Source organism: Clostridium luticellarii, from assembly GCF_002995845.1.
GTDB lineage: Bacteria > Bacillota > Clostridia > Clostridiales > Clostridiaceae > Clostridium_B > Clostridium_B luticellarii.
Window position 1 is genome coordinate 72,720 of sequence record NZ_PVXP01000004.1, and the last position, 18,184, is coordinate 90,903.

Genomic DNA, 18,184 nt, shown 5'->3' on the forward strand with positions numbered 1-18,184 from the left:
ATTTTACTGGCTGGTAACCTTACATCTAGCCAGTAAAATATTCAAAATAATCTCTATTTCATTTCACTCATAGGTATATATCCAAGTTTCTTTATTGTTTCAGTATTTTCGTCGCTGAGTACATAATCTATAAAAGCTTTTTCAGGATCTTTTGCTTCTCCCTTTGTATACATGTGCTCATAAGACCAGAAAGGATATTTTTTAGCAGTTATGTTCTCTGAAGTAGCTTCTACACCCTCTATTTTCAAAGCTTTAACATTTGCTTTAACTGAATCCGTCAAATAAGAAAGTGCAAGGTAACTTATTGATCCTTCTGTAGTCTTAATGGCATTTTCAACATTTCCATTTGAATCCTGAGTTGTACCAAGACCTTCTTTTTCATCTTTACCACCCATTACTGTATCTTTAAATGTAGCTCTTGTTCCGGATGACTTGGTTCTGTTTATTACATTTATCTTCATGTCATCTCCGCCTACATCTTTCCAGTTTGTGATCTCTCCAGTAAATATTTTTTGTATCTGATCCTTAGTCAAATTATCAACCTTAACACTAGGATTTACTACTACTGCAAAACCTATAGCACAGACCTGATGATCTACCAGCTGCTTTGCCTTGTCTGCATCCAATTTGGATTCTGCAGTTACATCGGAGTTTCCTATGTTTGCAGTTCCTTCAAGTGCCAGATTAAGTCCTGTACCACTTCCTCCGCCTTGTACATTGACGGTAACTTTAGGATTCTTCTGCTGAAATGACTTCCCAATTTCCTCTGCCAACGGCTGAAGTGCTGTAGAACCTGCAAGAGTTATAGAACCTGACAATTCTTTCTTACTATCATCCTTAGTAGTATTTCCCTGGCTGCTGTCGCCGCCGGTATTTCCACCACAACCTGCAAACACTCCTGTTATTAAAACAACGGCTAGTGTTACGATAAGGCTTTTAAAACCTTTTTTTCTCATAATACTATAGACCTCCTCAAAATTTAATATGTAATATTCTTATTATTCATCACATTTTTTATAATATAACATGAAGGTTAATGCATTATTATAGCAATGTTAATTAAAATTAACATAAGGTAAAAATATGCTTTTTCACCTTCATATTTCATATTAATCTAAAAATTACATATTTGAATCTTCACTTGATTCCAAAGGAATTCTAATGGTAAATTTACTACCTTTTCCAACTTCACTTTCAAGTTCTATAGTACCATTGAATCCCAGGACTATATGCTTTACTATAGCAAGCCCAAGCCCTGTTCCTCCTGCACTTCTCGATCTGGCCTTATCCACCCTGTAGAACCTTTCAAACAATTTCTCCTGATGTTTTTTTGAAATTCCAACTCCATTATCCTCCACTGAAATCAAGTAACTGCCGTCCTTAATATCCGTGCTGACTTTAACCTGACCTCCGTTGTCTGTATATTTTATAGCATTGTCTACCAGATTTATAACCATCTGCTTAAATCTATCTCCATCTCCCCATATATTGGGTTCCTCACACAGATTATTTCTGATAGCTATATGTTTTTTTTCTGCGGAGGCCTGCATCATGCAGCATATATTCTCTATCATATGGTTTACTCCAACTATTTTGGATTTGTTCATTTTACTGTTTTCTATATGAGACAGTGTCAGTATGTCATTTATAAGTCTCGTCAGTCTATCCGCCTCATCATTTATTATATTTAAAAATTTATTTTTATCCTCTTCATCTTCCACATATTTTAATGTCTCTGCAAATCCTTTTATAGAAGTAAGAGGTGTTTTTAATTCATGGGAAACATTGGCCACAAATTGGGATCTCATATTTTCTAATTTTTTTATATCTGTTATATCCTGAACTACAACTACCTTTCCTATATTTTTTTTGCCATTTATAATACTGGCTCTCTTAACCCTGAGAATCCTCTCCTTAGGCCAGAGTATCTTAATCTCCCTGTAATTATCCTCTTCACCTTTGAATATATCCTCTAGTTCAAAATCCCTTATTCCATCAAGCAGCTCTTCACCTATTATGTTCTTGTGAATTCCAAATATCCTCTCCGCATATGGATTTATCATTATTATCCTATAATTCATATCTACGGCTATTACCCCGTTATCCATGCTCTTTAATATGGCTTCCAATTTATTTCGCTTATCTATGGAATCCTCAAAGGTAGTCTGAAGTCTATCCGCCATATTGTTAAAATTTCTGGCAAGCTGTCCTATCTCATCACTGGAACTTATTTTTACCCTGCTGTCAAAATTCCCATCAGCTATGTTGAAAGTTATATGTTGAAGTCTTTCAATGGGTTTCACTATGGATTTCGAAAATTTCTCAGCAAACAACAGTGACACCAGTATGGAAAAAAACGCTACGAGTATATACCATTTAAGATAATTTCCTTCAAATCCCTTAACCGTCTGCATTGTAACGGCACTTCTCATCACATATCCATTTCCAAATACAGTGGCAAAATACAGGGTCTTTTTATTTGTAGTGTCACTCCACCTTATATCATATCCAGTTCCATTTTTTCTAGCTTCCTGCACTTCTTTTCTCGAATTGTGATTAGCCATGCTTTTTTCCGGGGCCACTGAATCACCGATTACCTTTCCACTTTTATCTATAAGAGTCTCCCTTGTAAGTGTATTTTTAAAATGTTTTATCGAAAAAGTATCTATATTTCCTGAAAACTGATAATTTATTACATCTATTATGATTTCATTATTCAACTTTAAAATTCGTTTCATATTTTCAATATACTCATGATTTTCAATAATTACAAACAGTAAAGTAGTTATGACCATACTAAATATAAGAGTAGACAACATGGAAATCATTAATTTTTTTTTCATTTTATCACCGGCTATTCTTCTGAATTGAATCTATAACCAATTCCACGAATGGTCTCTATATACTTAGGTTTTTTATCCATCTCCTCTATTTTCTGTCTCAAGTGCCTTATATGCACGTCTATAGTCCTGGTCTCTCCCACATATTCATATCCCCAAACTTTATCCAGCAAAAAATCCCTGGTCATGACCCTTCCTTTGTTTTCTATGAGTATTTTTAAAAGCTCAAATTCTTTTAAAGTCAGCTCAATTTTATTTCCATTCCTGGTGACTTCATGCTTTTCAAAATCTATATTTATATTTCCAAATCTATAATTTTTGTCTATGGTCTTTACCTCTGTCCTTCTGAGCACGGCTTTAACTCTGGCCACCAGTTCTCTTATGGAAAATGGTTTTGTTATATAGTCATCCGCTCCAAGCTCAAGTCCAAGCACTTTGTCAAACTCCTCACCTCTGGCAGTTATCATTATTATTGGAGTAGAAGATATTACACTGTCTTTTCTTATTTCCTTGCATACCTCATAGCCGTCCAGTTCCGGAAGCATAACATCCAGTAAAATAAGATCAGGTTTTTCTTCCCTCGCAAGCTTAAGTCCATTCGATCCATTACCTGATACAATAGTATTGTATCCATTTTTCCTAAGATTAAATCCTATGAGTTCACAAATATGCTCTTCATCATCTACTATCAATATTTTTTTCTGTGACACAATATTCCCTCCTTGTGGAATTAAAAGTTAATAAGTTGACAATTTAAAATCAAAAGTTACAAATCAGCTTTTTTATCAAAAGGATCCAGATAAATAAATGAAAACATTCTTCCAGCACCTTTATCTCTTCTGTAAGAATAAAATTGTAATTCCTTACTGCATACTGTGCATATATCCGGATAATTTATATTTTCCACTTTAACTCCTTTTTCTTCCAGCTGATATAATATACACCTTTTCAAATCCAAATTTCTACCATTAAATATGTGACTTTTATCCCTGTAGAAAGGATCAGCTTTAAATTTATTCTTAAGTTCTTCCCCTACCTCATAACAGCAGCTGTGAATATGAGGGCCCACACATACCTTCAAATTTTCAGCTTTGCTGCCATACTCTTCCTTAAGCTTTTCAATAGTTCTAGAAACAATGCAGGACAATGTTCCCCTCCAGCCGCTGTGAGCTGCAGCTATAACTTTTTTCTTTTCATCATATATGAGTACTGGCACACAATCTGCATTAAAAACTCCTATTGCTGTATAAGGTCTATTTGTAATTATACCATCTGCATCTTCTACATTATTGCTGTAATTCACAATATTACATCCATGAATTTGATTTAAGTATCCTATATTTTTTAATTTAAACCACTGTTTTAAATTTTCTATATTTTTTCTCCCTTCACTTTTTGTCTTATTAAAATTCAAATCATTTTTGGCTGTGGAAAATACTGCTTTTGCCCCTTTTAAATCTGATATTATAAATTCATATGATCCAACCGCAAATTTTTTCATAATACCCTCCAAATTAATTTTATGTAAAAATGCCTTAAATATATTTTAACATTATTCACGAAAAAATTATAATACATTAGAAATAATTTGAAAAAGTTTGTGCAGTCTCCTCTCTATGCTGCTTTTTATTCATTTACTAAGCAATATTGATGCTTAACAACTATTTGAGTAACTTCATATAATATTCTAGTAATATTATAATGTTATTTAGAAGGTGAATGGGTATGGCAATAAGGCCGCAAATTTTACGTGCAGGGGATACAATAGGAATAGTCACTTTAGGAAGTCCATTATCTGCAGATGCCATCAATACCGGTGTACAGACCCTTAAAAATATGGGCTTTAATGTAATTTTGGGTAAATACGTATATTCTTACAGTGGATATATTGCATCCTCAAAACAACAGAGGGCCTCTGATTTGATGGAAATGTTTAAAAACCCTGAAGTGAAAGCTGTTATACCCTCAAGAGGTGGAGTAGGTGTTGCAGGCATCATACCATATCTCGATTATTCTGTCATTGCACAGAATCCCAAAATCATCACAGGATACAGCGATATAACAATCTTATTAAATGTTTTGTATATATGGGCTAACTTAATTACTTTTCACAGTCTTCTCTTAATAGACTTTAAATCCACTACTCCTGCATACAACATGAATCAGTTTTTCACTGCTACCTCTACACTTATATCACCGAGGGTACTTGAAAATCCTCCTGGAATGCCTCTTATAAGCAGGGTTCCCGGAAATGTAACAGGGACTATAGTAGGAGGTAACCTTACATCTTTTGTAGATAACCTGGGCACCCCATTTGAAGTTGATACCCGGGGAAAAATACTATTAATTGAGGAAGTCCATGAACCTATCAATACAGTCTACAGGCATATAAATCACCTTATGTTAGCAGGTAAACTCAGGGATTGTGCAGGTATCATTATGGGGCAATGCACAAGTTGTGAGTCTGCATACGGAAGATCATATGAAAATTTAATCAATGAAGTTATGGTACCATTGAAGAAGCCCCTCATGACAAATTTAGCATCAGGACATGGCACATACAAGATGGCTATACCAATAGGTGCTCAAGCTAATCTTAACACTTATAACAATACACTGACAATACTTGAACCAACAGTGCATATATAAAAGTTTGAATAAAATAAAAGCCAGCATCATTTAGACACTGGAACTAAAAATATCAAGCCCTATATAGGGCTTGAGCAAGCACCTATTTTAAGTATAGTTGCTATTTGTTGGAAATTAGATTCTTTATCTCTTCCATAAAAGTATTTATATCTTTGAATTGTCTATAGACAGATGCAAATCTCACGTAGGACACTTCATCCACCTTCTTTAAACTCTCCATTATCATTTCTCCTATTTCAGAAGAACTTATCTCCGTAAGCATTTTATTATTTATTCTTTTCTCCACCTCATCTGCTATACTCTCAATCTGTTTTCTTGAAACAGGTCGTTTTTGACAGGCTTTTATGAGTCCATTCAATATTTTATTTCTGTCAAAATACTCTCTGTTCATATCCTTCTTTATGACCAGCAGGGGTACATTTTCAATTTTCTCATAGGTAGTATACCTTCTGCTGCAGTTCAAACATTCTCTCCGTCTTCTTATGGCCATATCATCATCTGTAGATCTAGAGTCTACCACTTTACTCTCTCCATATCCACAATAAGGGCATTTCACTTCAATTCACGTCCTTTGTACAATATATTATATTAATAATTATACACCTTTTTGCTCAGTATTCTACAATTTCTTTTTAGCCATTGAAATTTCCAGATTGATTTGGACCTTATAATAGAGAATTTTCAGATTTTATCCGATAGTTTTTCGCCGTCTATTAAAATCACATCCACTCCTATTTTTTTTATTTTTTCCCAGGGAATTTCTATATCTTCACTTTTACTGAATAAAGACATCTTGGAAGTCTGAGAAGGTAAAATAACCGATATTATCCTGTTCTCATCGCAATCTATCTTTAAATCTTTTATAAACCCCAATTTTGCACCTGTGTTTATGTCTATAATTTCCATATCCTTTAAATTAGCCAGGGAAAATAGATCACCCTCCGTATCCATATATGTACACCCCTCCATCCTTTTTATAAATCTTTTTATATATAATTCCTCATATGCCTGAGCGCGGTTTTTTCCAATCTAGATACCTGTGCCTGAGATATTCCTATTTCATCTGCCACCTCCATTTGAGTTCTCCCATCAAAAAATCTCAAATTGAGGATCAGTTTCTCCCTGTCGTTTAATTTTTTCATAGCCTCCTTTATAGCTATATTCTCCAGCCAATTTTCATCTACATTTTTTCTATCACTTATCTGATCCATTACATAAATGGCATCTCCACCATCATGGTATATGGGTTCAAACAGAGATACCGGATCCTGGATAGCATCCAATGCAAATACCACCTCTTCCCTGGGTATCTGCAATTCTTTAGCTATTTGGGATATAGTGGGCTCCTTGTTATTTTCTCTTATCAACCTATCTCTGACTTGAAGAGCCCTGTAAGCAATATCCCTAAGTGACCTGCTTACTCTTATAGAATTATTGTCTCTCAGGTACCGTCTTATTTCGCCTATAATCATGGGAACCGCATAAGTTGAGAATTTAACATTTTGACTTAAATCAAAGTTATCAATAGCTTTCATAAGTCCTATACATCCTACTTGAAAAAGATCATCTACATTTTCTCCCCTATTATTAAACCTCTGTATTACACTTAATACCAATCTTAAATTTCCCTTTATGAACTTTTCTCTAGCACTATTATCCCCCTGATGCATCTTTATTAAGAGTTCTTTCATTTCCTTTCCCTTTAAAACTGGCAATTTTGATGTATTTACACCGCAGATTTCAACCTTATTAATTATCATGTAATCAGCCCCTTTAGAATATATAGCATTTTAAGTATTTACTAAGAGACCAAATTTTATACTAAAGACAACCTCATAACATTTTATTTATTTCCTTTTTCAATCTTTTTATTATTCGTTTTTCGAGTCTGGAAATATAGGACTGTGATATTCCAAGCAAATCCGCCACCTCTCTTTGCGTCCTCTCTTTTTTGCCATTTAATCCAAACCTCAAATTCACTATCTCCTTTTCTCTGTCACTTAATTTTTTCATGGCAATAACCAGAAGCTGCTTATCCACTTCATCTTCTATAAAACTATAGACCACATCATTATCAGTTCCTAAAATGTCAGAGAGCAATAACTCATTTCCATCCCAGTCCACATTCAATGGCTCATAAAAAGAGATCTCTGCCTTCACCTTACTGTTTCTCCTCAAATACATGAGTATTTCATTTTCTATACATCGAGATGCATAAGTGGCCAATTTTATTTTTTTTTCAGGGTTAAAAGTGTTCACTGCTTTTATAAGTCCTATGGCTCCCACTGACACCAAATCCTCTACATTTACTCCCGTATTTTCAAATTTTCTAGCTATGTAAACCACTAAACGCAGATTTCTCTCTATAAGAGTGGATTTTACTTTCTCATCTCCAGAGACCAATTTTGAGACCAATTCCTCTTCTTCTTTTTTACTCAGAGGGGGAGGTAATACATCATTGCCACCTATATAATATATATCTTTTATCAAAAACTTAAATCTTATGAGTATTCTGTTCAACAATGTTTTTAACTTAAGCATAATCATCCTCCACTATTAATTGTTTTTTACTATTTACAAAATTGTGACCATTTACATTACTCCTCTGGATAAAAGAGCATGATAATCACCAAGTTTACTTAATTTTTCCTGACAAATGGCAATTACAACTTCCCTGTATTCAATTTCCTCCCCCAGATCTATCCTTATTACATCGGGCTTAAAGCCTTGAAGCCTTCCACATCCTCCATCTATAACTCTGTAAGGTATATAGAATTCACATTCTCCTTCTAAATTCATATTTTCAAATACAGAACTTTCAACTATTATCACCGGCAGGTTAGTTGCCGGCTCTCTGAGCTCATTTCCAGTATCCAGAAAGGCTCTGACAGTCCTGCATTTATTTTTGAATATGATATCCACGTTGTAAATCAATTTGTATAGTTTGTTTCTGTCTTTCACATAAACCAACAGTCTGTCCAAAGTCATATACAATATCATAAGTGAAATAAAAAGCCATTGGTATGGAAAATTGATTATAACAGGTCCATCCACATAGGAATATCTGTTATATTGAATAAATATACATAATCCCGCCAGCAGCATGGAATAAAGGATAAACAGTGTCAATATCTTCAGATTATTGATAAATCCCCTATTTCCAAAAGAAACATAAACCAGTAAAATTGAAAGTATGATTTTGAAATAGAAAGCAGAAAACAGTTTTAGGCTTGGGCAAATTATTGTAATTGTATAAATACTGCCTATAGCTGCGGACAAAAACATGAATTTAAATCTCATTTTCAGTTTCAAAGTCCTGCCTGTAATATACAACAGGAAAAAATCAACTATCAAATTTACTAAAATCAGTACATCCAAGTATACAACCAAATAAGCAATCACCTCCGCCCTTATTTCCTGTTATTTACTTTTATTATATACCTATGTATTTCAAAATTTTGTCATTTTTTAATCTCTTTTAATATTTTTATCTTCTATAATATGTCACAAAATTTCTTTTTATTCCCGTCGTATCCCAATCCTTTAGAATTGGATAAAAAAAATTCACGGCGCACATTTAACTGTCCGCCGTGAATTTATCACTTTTTCTGCCTTCTCAGGAAAGCAGGTATTTCCAGATTGTTTTCATTGAATTTTTCATATTCTACAGAAGCGGCTGCTTCATTTCTGCTATCTCGCATTCCCAGAGATGATCCATGGTCATTTACATCCGTTTGAGAAGATGTATCCTTACTTTCGCCTTTATCTGATTCAAAGCCCGTTGCTATTACAGTAATTCTTATTTCATCTTTTATTTCTTCGTCTATAACGGCTCCAAAAATTATATTTGCATCCGGGTCTGCAGCTTCCTGAACTATTTCAGCTGCTTCATTTATTTCCAGCAGTCCCAGATCCTGTCCTCCAGTTATATTTAAAAGCACTCCTGTAGCCCCCACTATGGAGGTTTCAAGAAGAGGACTTGATATAGCCTGTTTTGCCGCATCCTGAGCCCTGTTGTCACCGTTTCCCTTACCTACACCCATATGGGCAAGACCTTTGTCTATCATAATTGTCCTTACATCGGCAAAATCCAAATTTACAAGTCCAGGTATAGTTATTAAATCAGATATACCCTGCACACCCTGCCTTAGAACATCATCTGCAAATTTAAAAGATTCCATCAAAGTAGTTTTTTTATCCACCACGGAAAGAAGTCTTTCATTTGGAATAGTAACCAACGTATCCACTTTCTCCCGCAAATTCTTTATTCCCCTTTCCGCATTCAGCATTCTCTTTCTGCCTTCAAAAGGAAAAGGTTTCGTAACCACTCCTACAGTCAGTATCCCCATTGATTTGGCCAGCTCTGCAATTATAGGTGCTGCTCCAGTACCGGTTCCACCTCCCATGCCAGATGTAATAAATACCATATCCGCCCCTTTTATGGCCTGGGATATTTCATCCTTACTTTCTTCTGCAGCTTTTTGTCCTATTTCAGGATTAGCTCCTGCCCCAAGTCCCTTAGTAAGCTTGTCTCCTATTTGTATTTTCTGTGATGCCTGTGAAAGCATCAGCGCCTGTTTATCTGTATTTATAGCTATAAATTCAACATTTTTCAGTCCTTCTTTTATCATCCTGTTTACAGCATTGTTTCCGCCGCCGCCGCATCCTATTACCTTTATTTGAGCGAACTGCTGAACATCAACATCAAAATCTAACACAATACCTTACCTCCCTTATTAAAAAAAATCCGTAAAAAAATCTTTTATTTTTGATATAAATCTATTGCCTTTATCTTCTTTTTCCTTCTCATCTTCATCTTCAATTATTTTTTTATAATCAGGCAAATCATCATCCTTGGATAAATCCATATCCATAGAATTTTTAAGCTTCATGGAATCAGAAACATCTCTTACTACTCCAACTGCTGTAGCATACAACGGGCTTGATGCCCCTATATACTTGGGAATTCCAGTTCTCACAAGCTTCCCCAGTATGTTTTTGCCAATTTTCTCTACTCCATTTATCAGAGCCATACCACCACCCACCATAACTACTCCAGAAAGTTTATCATAATATTCAGATATCCTTATTTCCTTGTCTATCAATGAAAATATTTCCTCAACTCTGGCCTCTATAATCTCATTTAACATATTATAGCTAACTTTTACTTTATTATTATAATTAGCATTTATATCTATTTTGAAATCATCCTTATGAGAATCCATTCCAATATTTGCATATTTTATTTTAAGCTTTTCTGCTTCTGAAACAGGGATTTTTAAACACACTGCAATATCACTGGTTATAATATTGCCACCCAGAGGAAGAGTACTTATATTTCTCAAATGACCACCTTCATAGATGTAGATATTTATAGATTCAGAACCTGCATCTACAAGAACTACACCTCTTTGAATTTCCTCTTCTTTCAATACTACACCAGATACAGCTATGGGCCCAAAAACCACCCCACGTACTCTTATCCCAGCCTTATTTACACTTTTAAATATATTATTTACTACAGTTGATTGGGCAAGTATTATCTGTGCATCCACTTCCAGCCTCAATCCGCTCATACCTACAGGATCCTTTATTTTATCATAACCGTCAATTATGTACTGTTGAGGTATTACCCCTATTATTTCTTTATCGTTCGGAATAGTAATTATTTTAGATGCCTTTAAAACTCTTTTCACATCATTTTTTCTTATTTCGCGATCCTCTGATGATACCGCAACTACTCCTTTATTCAAAATGAGCTCACTTATTCCCCCGGGTAAAGATATATAAGCTTCAGTTACCTTAGTATCCACCATTCTTTCCAGTGAACTTATACATTTTTTTATAGATTCTGATGTATTATCTATATCTACAACTATTCCTCTTTTTACACCGCTGCAACTTGAAGACGTTATACCCATTATCTGCATTTCAGCATGTTTGTCCACTTTTCCAGCAGCGGCACAAATATTAGAGGAACCTATATCTATACCAATTATATATTCATTCATTAAAATATTTCCCTCCTTTGCATAAAGAGAACCATTAAAAATATATATTCAACAAAGAGTCTAATTTTCCTCTTATATATTTTATCACATTTGAATAAAATCTCAAACACAGTTAAATAATATTCATTTATTACTTCTATTATAAGGTAAAATAAAAGGAAAAGATTTATTATCTTTTCCTTTTCAAAATTTATTCATTTTTCAATTGGCTTTTTCCAAATTTTTTATTTTCACACTTCGGCTATGAATAGTATGATTCCATTCCCTATTATTTTTACCCAGAATACCTAAAAGCGAGATGGGAAACCAGGTAAAAGCATATACTGGATATATTATGTAATACAAAAATGTTTTAAAATTTAACTTTTTCTCCAAAATCAATATAAATGGAGTATATACAAACTGCAGTATTGAAATCAGTATCATGGATATGGTAAACAGATCAAAATTAATAGAATATACAATTGTGTTAAAATTAGATATTAAGTTGAATGTTTTCATTATGTACTGAACTCCACCGCTTACAGCCGAAATTCCTATAAGAACAGCTATTATAGGCTGAATACTATAAAGAGCACAATCCATCAATAAAAAATTACAATTTCTTATTGACTCTTTTACAAGTTTAAAAAAATACCTGCTTGATACATCTGTAAATCCCTGCATCCATCTTTTCCTCTGATTCCAGGACTGCAATAGAGTAAGTGGTTTTTCATCATATATTATGGCATCATGAGCCCATCCTACCTTATACCCATGCAATATCAGCTTACAGGTGAACTCTAAATCTTCTGTAAGGCATGTAGCACCCCATCCTAATTTTTTCAAGATGTCCGTATCTATAGAAAAACCCGTCCCACCCAATTGGGCTGATAATCCTAAATTACTTCTAGCAAGCTGAAACATCCTGTTATTGGTCCAAAATGCTATGGAATAACTACCTGTAATCCACGTATCATCGGGATTTTTACTGTCTAAATAACCTTGGACAACTTTATATCCCTTACAAAGCTGTTTATTCATCTCTTTTAAAAAGTTTTTGTGAACAAGATTATCTGCATCAAATATAGCTACATCATCATATTTTTTTTCCATTTTAAATATTTTGTTAAACATCCATTCCAGCGCATACCCTTTACCACGTTTTCCAATAGTTTTTCTCTCATACACAAAGACTCCCTTTTTTCTTGCCTTCAGTGCAGTGTTATCTGTACAGTTATCGGCAATTACAAAAATGTCATATAATTTTTTAGGGTAATCCAATCCTTTTAAACTCTCTATAATATCATCAATCACAACCTCTTCATTATGAGCTGCTACAATTAGTGCAAAGCTTCTTTTTGGCTTTACCTTCTCAATATTTTTTTTCCTCAGTATACCAAAAAAGGATACACACAGATAATACATTGATATTATATAAACTGTATAGGTTAAGACACGAGAGACATTATGAATTATTTCTTTAAGAATGCTCACTTTAATCCCCCCTAATTCAAAAATATTTTAGCACAAATAAAATTTAATTACTATAGTAATTCACAATAACCTATAAAATAATTTATATATTGTAATGAACAATTTACCATAAAAGGAATAGAATTTAAAATTCTATTCCTTTACATATGAGCTCTATAAGGAGATTATTCTTGCAAGCATATTGCTGTCAACAGCATAGTCCATAGCAGACTCATAGGATATAATTCCCTTTTTATATAACTCTGCCAATGACATGTCCATAGTCTTCATTCCATATTTTGCACCAGTTTGCATTGAAGATTCTATCTGATGAGTCTTCCCTTCCCTTATCATATTTTTAATAGCTGCAGTTGCGATCATGATTTCAACTGCAGCTATTCTGTTTTCCCCGTCCACCTTAGGTATAAGCTGCTGACATATTACACCTTCTAATACAGCTGCCAACTGTATTTTTATCTGCTGCTGCTGATAGGGCGGGAATACGTCTACAATTCTGTCTATTGTTTTGGCAGTGCCTATAGTATGTAAGGTAGAAAATACGAGATGCCCCGTTTCAGCTGCAGTAAGAGTAATGGATATAGTTTCAAGATCCCTCATCTCTCCTACCAGAATCACATCTGGATCTTCTCTTAACACTGCTTTAAGTGCATTGGCATAACTCAATGAATCTCTGCCTATCTCCCTTTGACTTATTATGGATTTATTGTGCCTATGTAAATACTCTATGGGATCCTCCAGCGTTATTATATGTTCAGTTCTAGTGGCATTGATTTCATTTATCATAGCTGCCAGTGTAGTGCTCTTCCCGGATCCTGTAGATCCTGTAACTAAAATCAATCCTCTTTTGCAGTCCAAAAGTTTTTTTATCTGGGGCGGAAATTGAATTTCATTCAAACTAGGTATTTTTAAACCTATAATTCTCACCGCAATAGCACAACTTCCCCTTTGTTTAAATAAATTTACTCTGAATCTCCCAAGTCCTGATACTGAAAAAGATACATCAATCTCCCCCACTTTATTATATTTTTCGTAATTCTCTTTTAATATTTCTCTGGAAAATTTTTCAGTATCATCTGGCTGCAATTTTTCCCTGCCTAATCTTTCAAGCTTACCATTTACTCTTATGACAGGAGGTGTTCCAACCGTAAGATGTAAATCCGATGCCTTCCTTTTCATAGTTTCTTTTAACAGTTCCTGAAGTACTAGCATTTTAAGAACCCCTTTCTCAAACATTTATACCCGGAATAAATATTATTTTATAACTGACTCCTGCTGCATTATGTGTAAAACTTCCATTATCTATATTCGTCATCTTTTATATATTATTTACTTTAATATGCCTTAAATTAAAGAATTAAAAAATATTATAAATTCCATGTACATACCACTTGTAACTTTGCAAAATTTTATAAACTACAATGGCACATACAATGGAATTTATCCAAAATTTCATTTTTACATCTACCCTAAAAATTATTTTGTCCAACAATTTAATTCTTTATATAATTTTTTCAAAGCCTTTTTCTCAATTCTCGATACATAGGATCTTGATATCCCAAGTATTTTAGCTATCTCCCTCTGAGTTCTCGGCTTCCCCTCCAAAAGTCCATATCTCATTTCTACAACGCTCTTTTCCCTCTGAGATAAACACGTATTTATTTTAGAATATAGTTTTTTCACCTGTATTTTCTGTTCTACAATTTCAATTATAGAATCATCATCACTGCTAAGAACATCCATCAGGGAGATTTCATTTCCTTCCTTGTCTACTCCTATTGGATCCTGAAGATATACTTCATTTCTGATTTTTTTATTATTTCTTATGAGCATAAGTATTTCATTTTCTATACATTTTGCTGCATATGTTGCCAGCCTAGTCCCCTTGGATGAATCAAAAGAGTCTATTGCCTTGATCAATCCTACAGTACCAATAGAGATTAAGTCATCCACTTCCTTGCCGGGATAGGAATACTTTTTTACAATATGTGCTACCAGCCTTAAATTTCTCTCCACCAAAATACTTTTAGCAAGTAAATCCCCTTCTTTCAATTTTCTTAAATAATATGCTTCTTCTTCATCACTTAGAGGTTGTGGAAATGAATTGTTATTGGTTACATATGCCGTCATAAACACTACATTTCCAATAATATCTAATAAGTAACTTGTTATAAACACCAGCTGCTCCTCCTAATAGTGCTTATTAATATACTATGAGCAGCTTTTTCAAAAAGTGCATAATAAATAAATTTAATTTAAGTACTTCTGTATATTTAAAACTATATTTTTAAAAATCGGAGCTGCAGTGTTTCCGCCACTTTCACTGTCTTTATCTATATCCTTTACAAATACAACCATAGAATAGTATCTACCGTTTGACTTGAAAAAACCTGCAAACCATCCATCGGAGTGTTCTTCCGCTGTCTTGCTTTTACCTGTGAGCTCCACTCTCTGGGTACTCCCTGTTTTACCTCCTACTTCCATGCCATCTATATACGCAGATTTTCCCGTACCATTTTTTACTACATCTATCATCTGTTTTTTCATTTCATCAGCCGTAGACTTTTTTATAACAGGGTTGCTGCTGGTATTTAGTTTTTCTATAGTGGCATTTTTATCATCCACATAGGCATCTAATATATATGGTTTTACATACACTCCGCCATTTACCACCGTATTGGGTATATTTATAGCTTCTATAGGGGTTATTCTGATATTTTGCCCTATGGCAGCAATGGATAGACTTCCATCCGCATAATTGGGATTTTTTACTTCAAATATCCCTGACTTCTCACTGTCCAAATTTAAAATTTTTTGGAACAGCCCTTGTTTTCTGGCATTATCATAAAAATTATTAAATCCCACTTTTATTCCTATTTGAGCAAACACATCATTGCTGGATACAGTTAATGCTTCCCCTGGAGTAAATGTACCACCATTTGTTTCACTCTCTTCCTCATACAGTCCTTTGCTGGTAAACTTGTCATCCACATTTATGATATTTTTATCAAGTCCTGCCTCTTCTACTATAACTTTGAATATGGAACCGGGGAAAAATCCATGATTAGTGGCAGCACCTATATCCACATTGGGTTCACTGTCGTCTTTTTGTACAATTGCCTTTATCTTTCCCGTATCTGCCTCCATTAAAACCACACCTATCTGGCTAAATTGCTTATTTTCTCCTTCATTCAATATTTCTTTTATTTTACTTTGTATATTTTTATCTACAGTCAATCTTACATTTACATTGTTTTCAGGGTAATTCTCCTTTTTGTTTACTATCTTTCCATTTACATCCCTCTCAAAAATAACTTCGGGTTTATCATTGCTTTTTGTCTTTTCATATATCTGCATTTCAAGAGAATTTTTATCTTTAAATTGATTGTTTTCAGTTTTTCTGGGGTTTTGAAGCAGATTTTCTATACTCCATATTCCTGTCTTGTTTAAAGGAGAGTACTCGTATGTATAGAATCCATTTACGCCTTTTATACTTTTCAACTTATTATAAGTGCTTATATCTACTTCATAATACAATTTCTGACTTCTATTTAATATTTCAGACTTAGATAGATCATAATCACTGTTATAATTTCTAAGCGTATAAATTAAAGTGAGCATTTTTTCTGAATCCACATTTTTATTATCTTTTAAAAATGCTTCAGGTAATATTACTGCATAGTATTTTTTATCATAATTCATAAGCTGTTTTCCACTGCAATCATACAATATATAATTTGCATCAGTCAAATTTTCTTTGTAAGAGTATTGAGAATCCGCCATTACACTTAATTCACTGCTTCCAAAATACTGCAGTTTTATTATTTTAAAATAAAGCAATACAAATACTAAAATAATTACGGAAAATAAAACATATTGTCTTTTCCTTATCCTGTTTCTGTTTATCTTCAACATAAAAAACACCTCATCTAGACTAATTTCTATCCAAAATGAGATATTTTATTCAACAGAATATTATATTGTTATTTACTATTTTTAGATTTTATAAGCATATCACCTTTTTTTAATTCTCTGTCAACTGATGCAGTAAATATCATTTGGGCAACTGGGGCAGATTCTATATTTTCCTCTTCTTCGTTTTTCATATTCTCCAAACATATAGTAAAACCGTCTCCTTCTGGTCTCAGTACTTCTACTATATCACCGTCAAATACTTTATTTCTCTGCTCCACAACAGCTATACCATTATCTCTGTCATAATCTCTAACCACACCCACTATATCATAATTCCTTATATAGGATGAATTTTCATAAATCTGGCTTTCCTTATCCCCAAAATAAAATCCCGTAAAATATTTCCTGTGGCTTGCCTTCATCAAGTCCTTCAGCCATTTTTCCTTAAACACATATTTATCAGGGTTTTCAAGATAAGCATCCATGGCTCTTCTATATGCTTTGACTACGGTAGCTACATAATATGCACTCTTCATTCTTCCTTCTATTTTAAAAGAATTTATACCTGCTCCCACCAATTCCGGGATATATTCTATCATACATAGATCCTTGGAATTCAATATATAATCTCCCTCTGTATCTTCAAATACCGGAAAATATTCTCCAGGCCTTTTTTCTTCCATGAGATAATATTTATACCTGCAGGGCTGAGCACATTGACCTCTATTTGAATCTCTTCCCGTCATATAGTTTGAAAGCATACATCTCCCAGAATATGACATGCACATCGCTCCATGGACAAAAGCTTCTATTTCACATTCCTCAGGCAAATGCTGTCTTATCTCCTTTATCTCCTTAAGTGAAAGTTCCCTTGCAAGAACTATTCTCCTTATTCCCTGTTTATACCAGAATAGAGCAGACATCCAGTTCACGCTGTTGCTCTGGGTACTCAAATGTAGTTCCAAATCAGGAACAGTCTGCCTGGCAGTCATTATTATTCCTGGATCTGACACAATTATTCCATCCACGTCTAATTTATACAATTTCTTTAAATAATCCTCTAGTCCCTTCAGATCATCATTGTGTGGAAATACGTTTACCGTTATGAAAGCTTTCTTTCCCCTTACATGAGCATATCTTATCCCTTGAGTCAATTCATTATCTGTAAAATTATCTGCAAACGCTCTTAAATTGAGCCTGTTTCCACCTAGATAAACTGCATCCGCTCCAAAATCTATGGCAGTTTTCAACTTTTCCAAATTACCTGCCGGTGCCAGCAGTTCCGGTTTTTTCATC

At 33.9% G+C, this 18,184-nt stretch carries 17 protein-coding genes; 1 reads left to right on the forward strand and 16 read right to left on the reverse strand.

The window, feature by feature from the left end; translation table 11 throughout:
- Positions 1–53 precede the first annotated feature (53 nt).
- The 4 genes from CLLU_RS02800 to pgeF all read right to left on the reverse strand — a co-directional run bounded on the left by CLLU_RS02800 (position 54) and on the right by pgeF (position 4,341).
- Entirely contained in the window at positions 54–956 is a 903-nt protein-coding gene (locus tag CLLU_RS02800) for a phosphate ABC transporter substrate-binding protein (protein WP_106008056.1), read from the reverse strand.
- A 165-nt stretch (positions 957–1,121) separates the two neighbouring features.
- Positions 1,122–2,843, reverse strand: a complete 1,722-nt coding sequence (pnpS, locus tag CLLU_RS02805) for a two-component system histidine kinase PnpS (RefSeq protein ID WP_106008057.1) — start codon at positions 2,841–2,843, stop codon at positions 1,122–1,124.
- An 11-nt stretch (positions 2,844–2,854) separates the two neighbouring features.
- Positions 2,855–3,550, reverse strand: a complete 696-nt coding sequence (locus tag CLLU_RS02810) for a response regulator transcription factor (protein ID WP_106008058.1) — start codon at positions 3,548–3,550, stop codon at positions 2,855–2,857.
- Between the two features lie 56 nt (positions 3,551–3,606).
- The gene (gene pgeF / locus CLLU_RS02815; RefSeq protein ID WP_106008059.1) at positions 3,607–4,341 is read right to left on the reverse strand and encodes a peptidoglycan editing factor PgeF; all 735 of its coding nucleotides are present in this window, start codon (positions 4,339–4,341) and stop codon (positions 3,607–3,609) included.
- Between the two features lie 218 nt (positions 4,342–4,559).
- Here pgeF and CLLU_RS02820 point away from each other — a divergent pair, with 218 nt between their 5' ends.
- Entirely contained in the window at positions 4,560–5,489 is a 930-nt protein-coding gene (locus tag CLLU_RS02820) for a S66 peptidase family protein (RefSeq protein WP_242977461.1), read from the forward strand.
- 100 nt (positions 5,490–5,589) lie between these two features.
- Here the strand turns inward: CLLU_RS02820 and nrdR are convergent, their stop codons facing one another.
- From nrdR to CLLU_RS02880, 12 genes are all read right to left on the reverse strand, one after another.
- Positions 5,590–6,045 carry a transcriptional regulator NrdR gene (nrdR, locus tag CLLU_RS02825; protein WP_106008061.1) on the reverse strand — a complete coding sequence of 152 codons (456 nt, stop codon included), beginning with the start codon at positions 6,043–6,045 and terminating at the stop codon, positions 5,590–5,592.
- Between the two features lie 125 nt (positions 6,046–6,170).
- Positions 6,171–6,440 carry a YlmC/YmxH family sporulation protein gene (locus tag CLLU_RS02830; protein ID WP_106008062.1) on the reverse strand — a complete coding sequence of 90 codons (270 nt, stop codon included), beginning with the start codon at positions 6,438–6,440 and terminating at the stop codon, positions 6,171–6,173.
- A gap of 35 nt (positions 6,441–6,475) precedes the next feature.
- Positions 6,476–7,249, reverse strand: coding sequence for an RNA polymerase sporulation sigma factor SigG (sigG, locus tag CLLU_RS02835; protein ID WP_106008063.1), 774 nt, complete (start codon positions 7,247–7,249; stop codon positions 6,476–6,478).
- A 73-nt stretch (positions 7,250–7,322) separates the two neighbouring features.
- Positions 7,323–8,030, reverse strand: coding sequence for an RNA polymerase sporulation sigma factor SigE (gene sigE, locus CLLU_RS02840; RefSeq protein ID WP_106008064.1), 708 nt, complete (start codon positions 8,028–8,030; stop codon positions 7,323–7,325).
- Between the two features lie 51 nt (positions 8,031–8,081).
- On the reverse strand, positions 8,082–8,879 hold the full coding sequence (gene spoIIGA / locus CLLU_RS02845) for a sigma-E processing peptidase SpoIIGA (protein WP_106008065.1): 798 nt from the start codon (positions 8,877–8,879) through the stop codon (positions 8,082–8,084).
- A 209-nt stretch (positions 8,880–9,088) separates the two neighbouring features.
- Positions 9,089–10,207 (reverse strand): cell division protein FtsZ, encoded by a 1,119-nt coding sequence (ftsZ, locus tag CLLU_RS02850; RefSeq protein ID WP_106008066.1) that lies wholly within the window; start codon positions 10,205–10,207, stop codon positions 9,089–9,091.
- Between the two features lie 18 nt (positions 10,208–10,225).
- Positions 10,226–11,500, reverse strand: a complete 1,275-nt coding sequence (gene ftsA, locus CLLU_RS02855; protein WP_106008067.1) for a cell division protein FtsA — start codon at positions 11,498–11,500, stop codon at positions 10,226–10,228.
- A gap of 201 nt (positions 11,501–11,701) precedes the next feature.
- Positions 11,702–12,976, reverse strand: coding sequence for a glycosyltransferase family 2 protein (locus tag CLLU_RS02860; RefSeq protein WP_106008068.1), 1,275 nt, complete (start codon positions 12,974–12,976; stop codon positions 11,702–11,704).
- A 153-nt stretch (positions 12,977–13,129) separates the two neighbouring features.
- Positions 13,130–14,185, reverse strand: coding sequence for a type IV pilus twitching motility protein PilT (locus CLLU_RS02865; protein WP_106008069.1), 1,056 nt, complete (start codon positions 14,183–14,185; stop codon positions 13,130–13,132).
- 264 nt (positions 14,186–14,449) lie between these two features.
- Complete coding sequence (sigK, locus tag CLLU_RS02870; RefSeq protein ID WP_106008070.1) at positions 14,450–15,151, reverse strand: RNA polymerase sporulation sigma factor SigK; 702 nt, start codon at positions 15,149–15,151, stop codon at positions 14,450–14,452.
- 72 nt (positions 15,152–15,223) lie between these two features.
- A complete protein-coding gene (locus CLLU_RS02875) occupies positions 15,224–16,888 on the reverse strand; it encodes a penicillin-binding transpeptidase domain-containing protein (protein WP_106008071.1) in 1,665 nt (554 codons plus the stop codon).
- A gap of 68 nt (positions 16,889–16,956) precedes the next feature.
- Positions 16,957–18,183, reverse strand: coding sequence for a peptidase U32 family protein (locus CLLU_RS02880; protein WP_106008072.1), 1,227 nt, complete (start codon positions 18,181–18,183; stop codon positions 16,957–16,959).
- Between the last annotated feature and the right edge of the window lies 1 nt (position 18,184).

Excerpts from the sequence above, each read along its gene's own strand:
- CLLU_RS02800 (WP_106008056.1), bottom strand. The coding sequence starts at position 956 with ATGAGAAAAAAAGGTTTTAAAAGCCTTATCGTAACACTAGCCGTTGTT.
- CLLU_RS02875 (WP_106008071.1), bottom strand. The coding sequence starts at position 16,888 with ATGTTGAAGATAAACAGAAACAGGATAAGGAAAAGACAATATGTTTTA.
- ftsA (WP_106008067.1), bottom strand. The coding sequence starts at position 11,500 with ATGAATGAATATATAATTGGTATAGATATAGGTTCCTCTAATATTTGT.
- CLLU_RS02865 (WP_106008069.1), bottom strand. The coding sequence starts at position 14,185 with ATGCTAGTACTTCAGGAACTGTTAAAAGAAACTATGAAAAGGAAGGCA.
- CLLU_RS02820 (WP_242977461.1), top strand. The coding sequence starts at position 4,560 with ATGGGTATGGCAATAAGGCCGCAAATTTTACGTGCAGGGGATACAATA.
- sigG (WP_106008063.1), bottom strand. The coding sequence starts at position 7,249 with ATGATAATTAATAAGGTTGAAATCTGCGGTGTAAATACATCAAAATTG.
- pgeF (WP_106008059.1), bottom strand. The coding sequence starts at position 4,341 with ATGAAAAAATTTGCGGTTGGATCATATGAATTTATAATATCAGATTTA.
- CLLU_RS02880 (WP_106008072.1), bottom strand. The coding sequence starts at position 18,183 with ATGAAAAAACCGGAACTGCTGGCACCGGCAGGTAATTTGGAAAAGTTG.
- CLLU_RS02830 (WP_106008062.1), bottom strand. The coding sequence starts at position 6,440 with ATGGATACGGAGGGTGATCTATTTTCCCTGGCTAATTTAAAGGATATG.
- pnpS (WP_106008057.1), bottom strand. The coding sequence starts at position 2,843 with ATGAAAAAAAAATTAATGATTTCCATGTTGTCTACTCTTATATTTAGT.
- sigE (WP_106008064.1), bottom strand. The coding sequence starts at position 8,030 with ATGCTTAAGTTAAAAACATTGTTGAACAGAATACTCATAAGATTTAAG.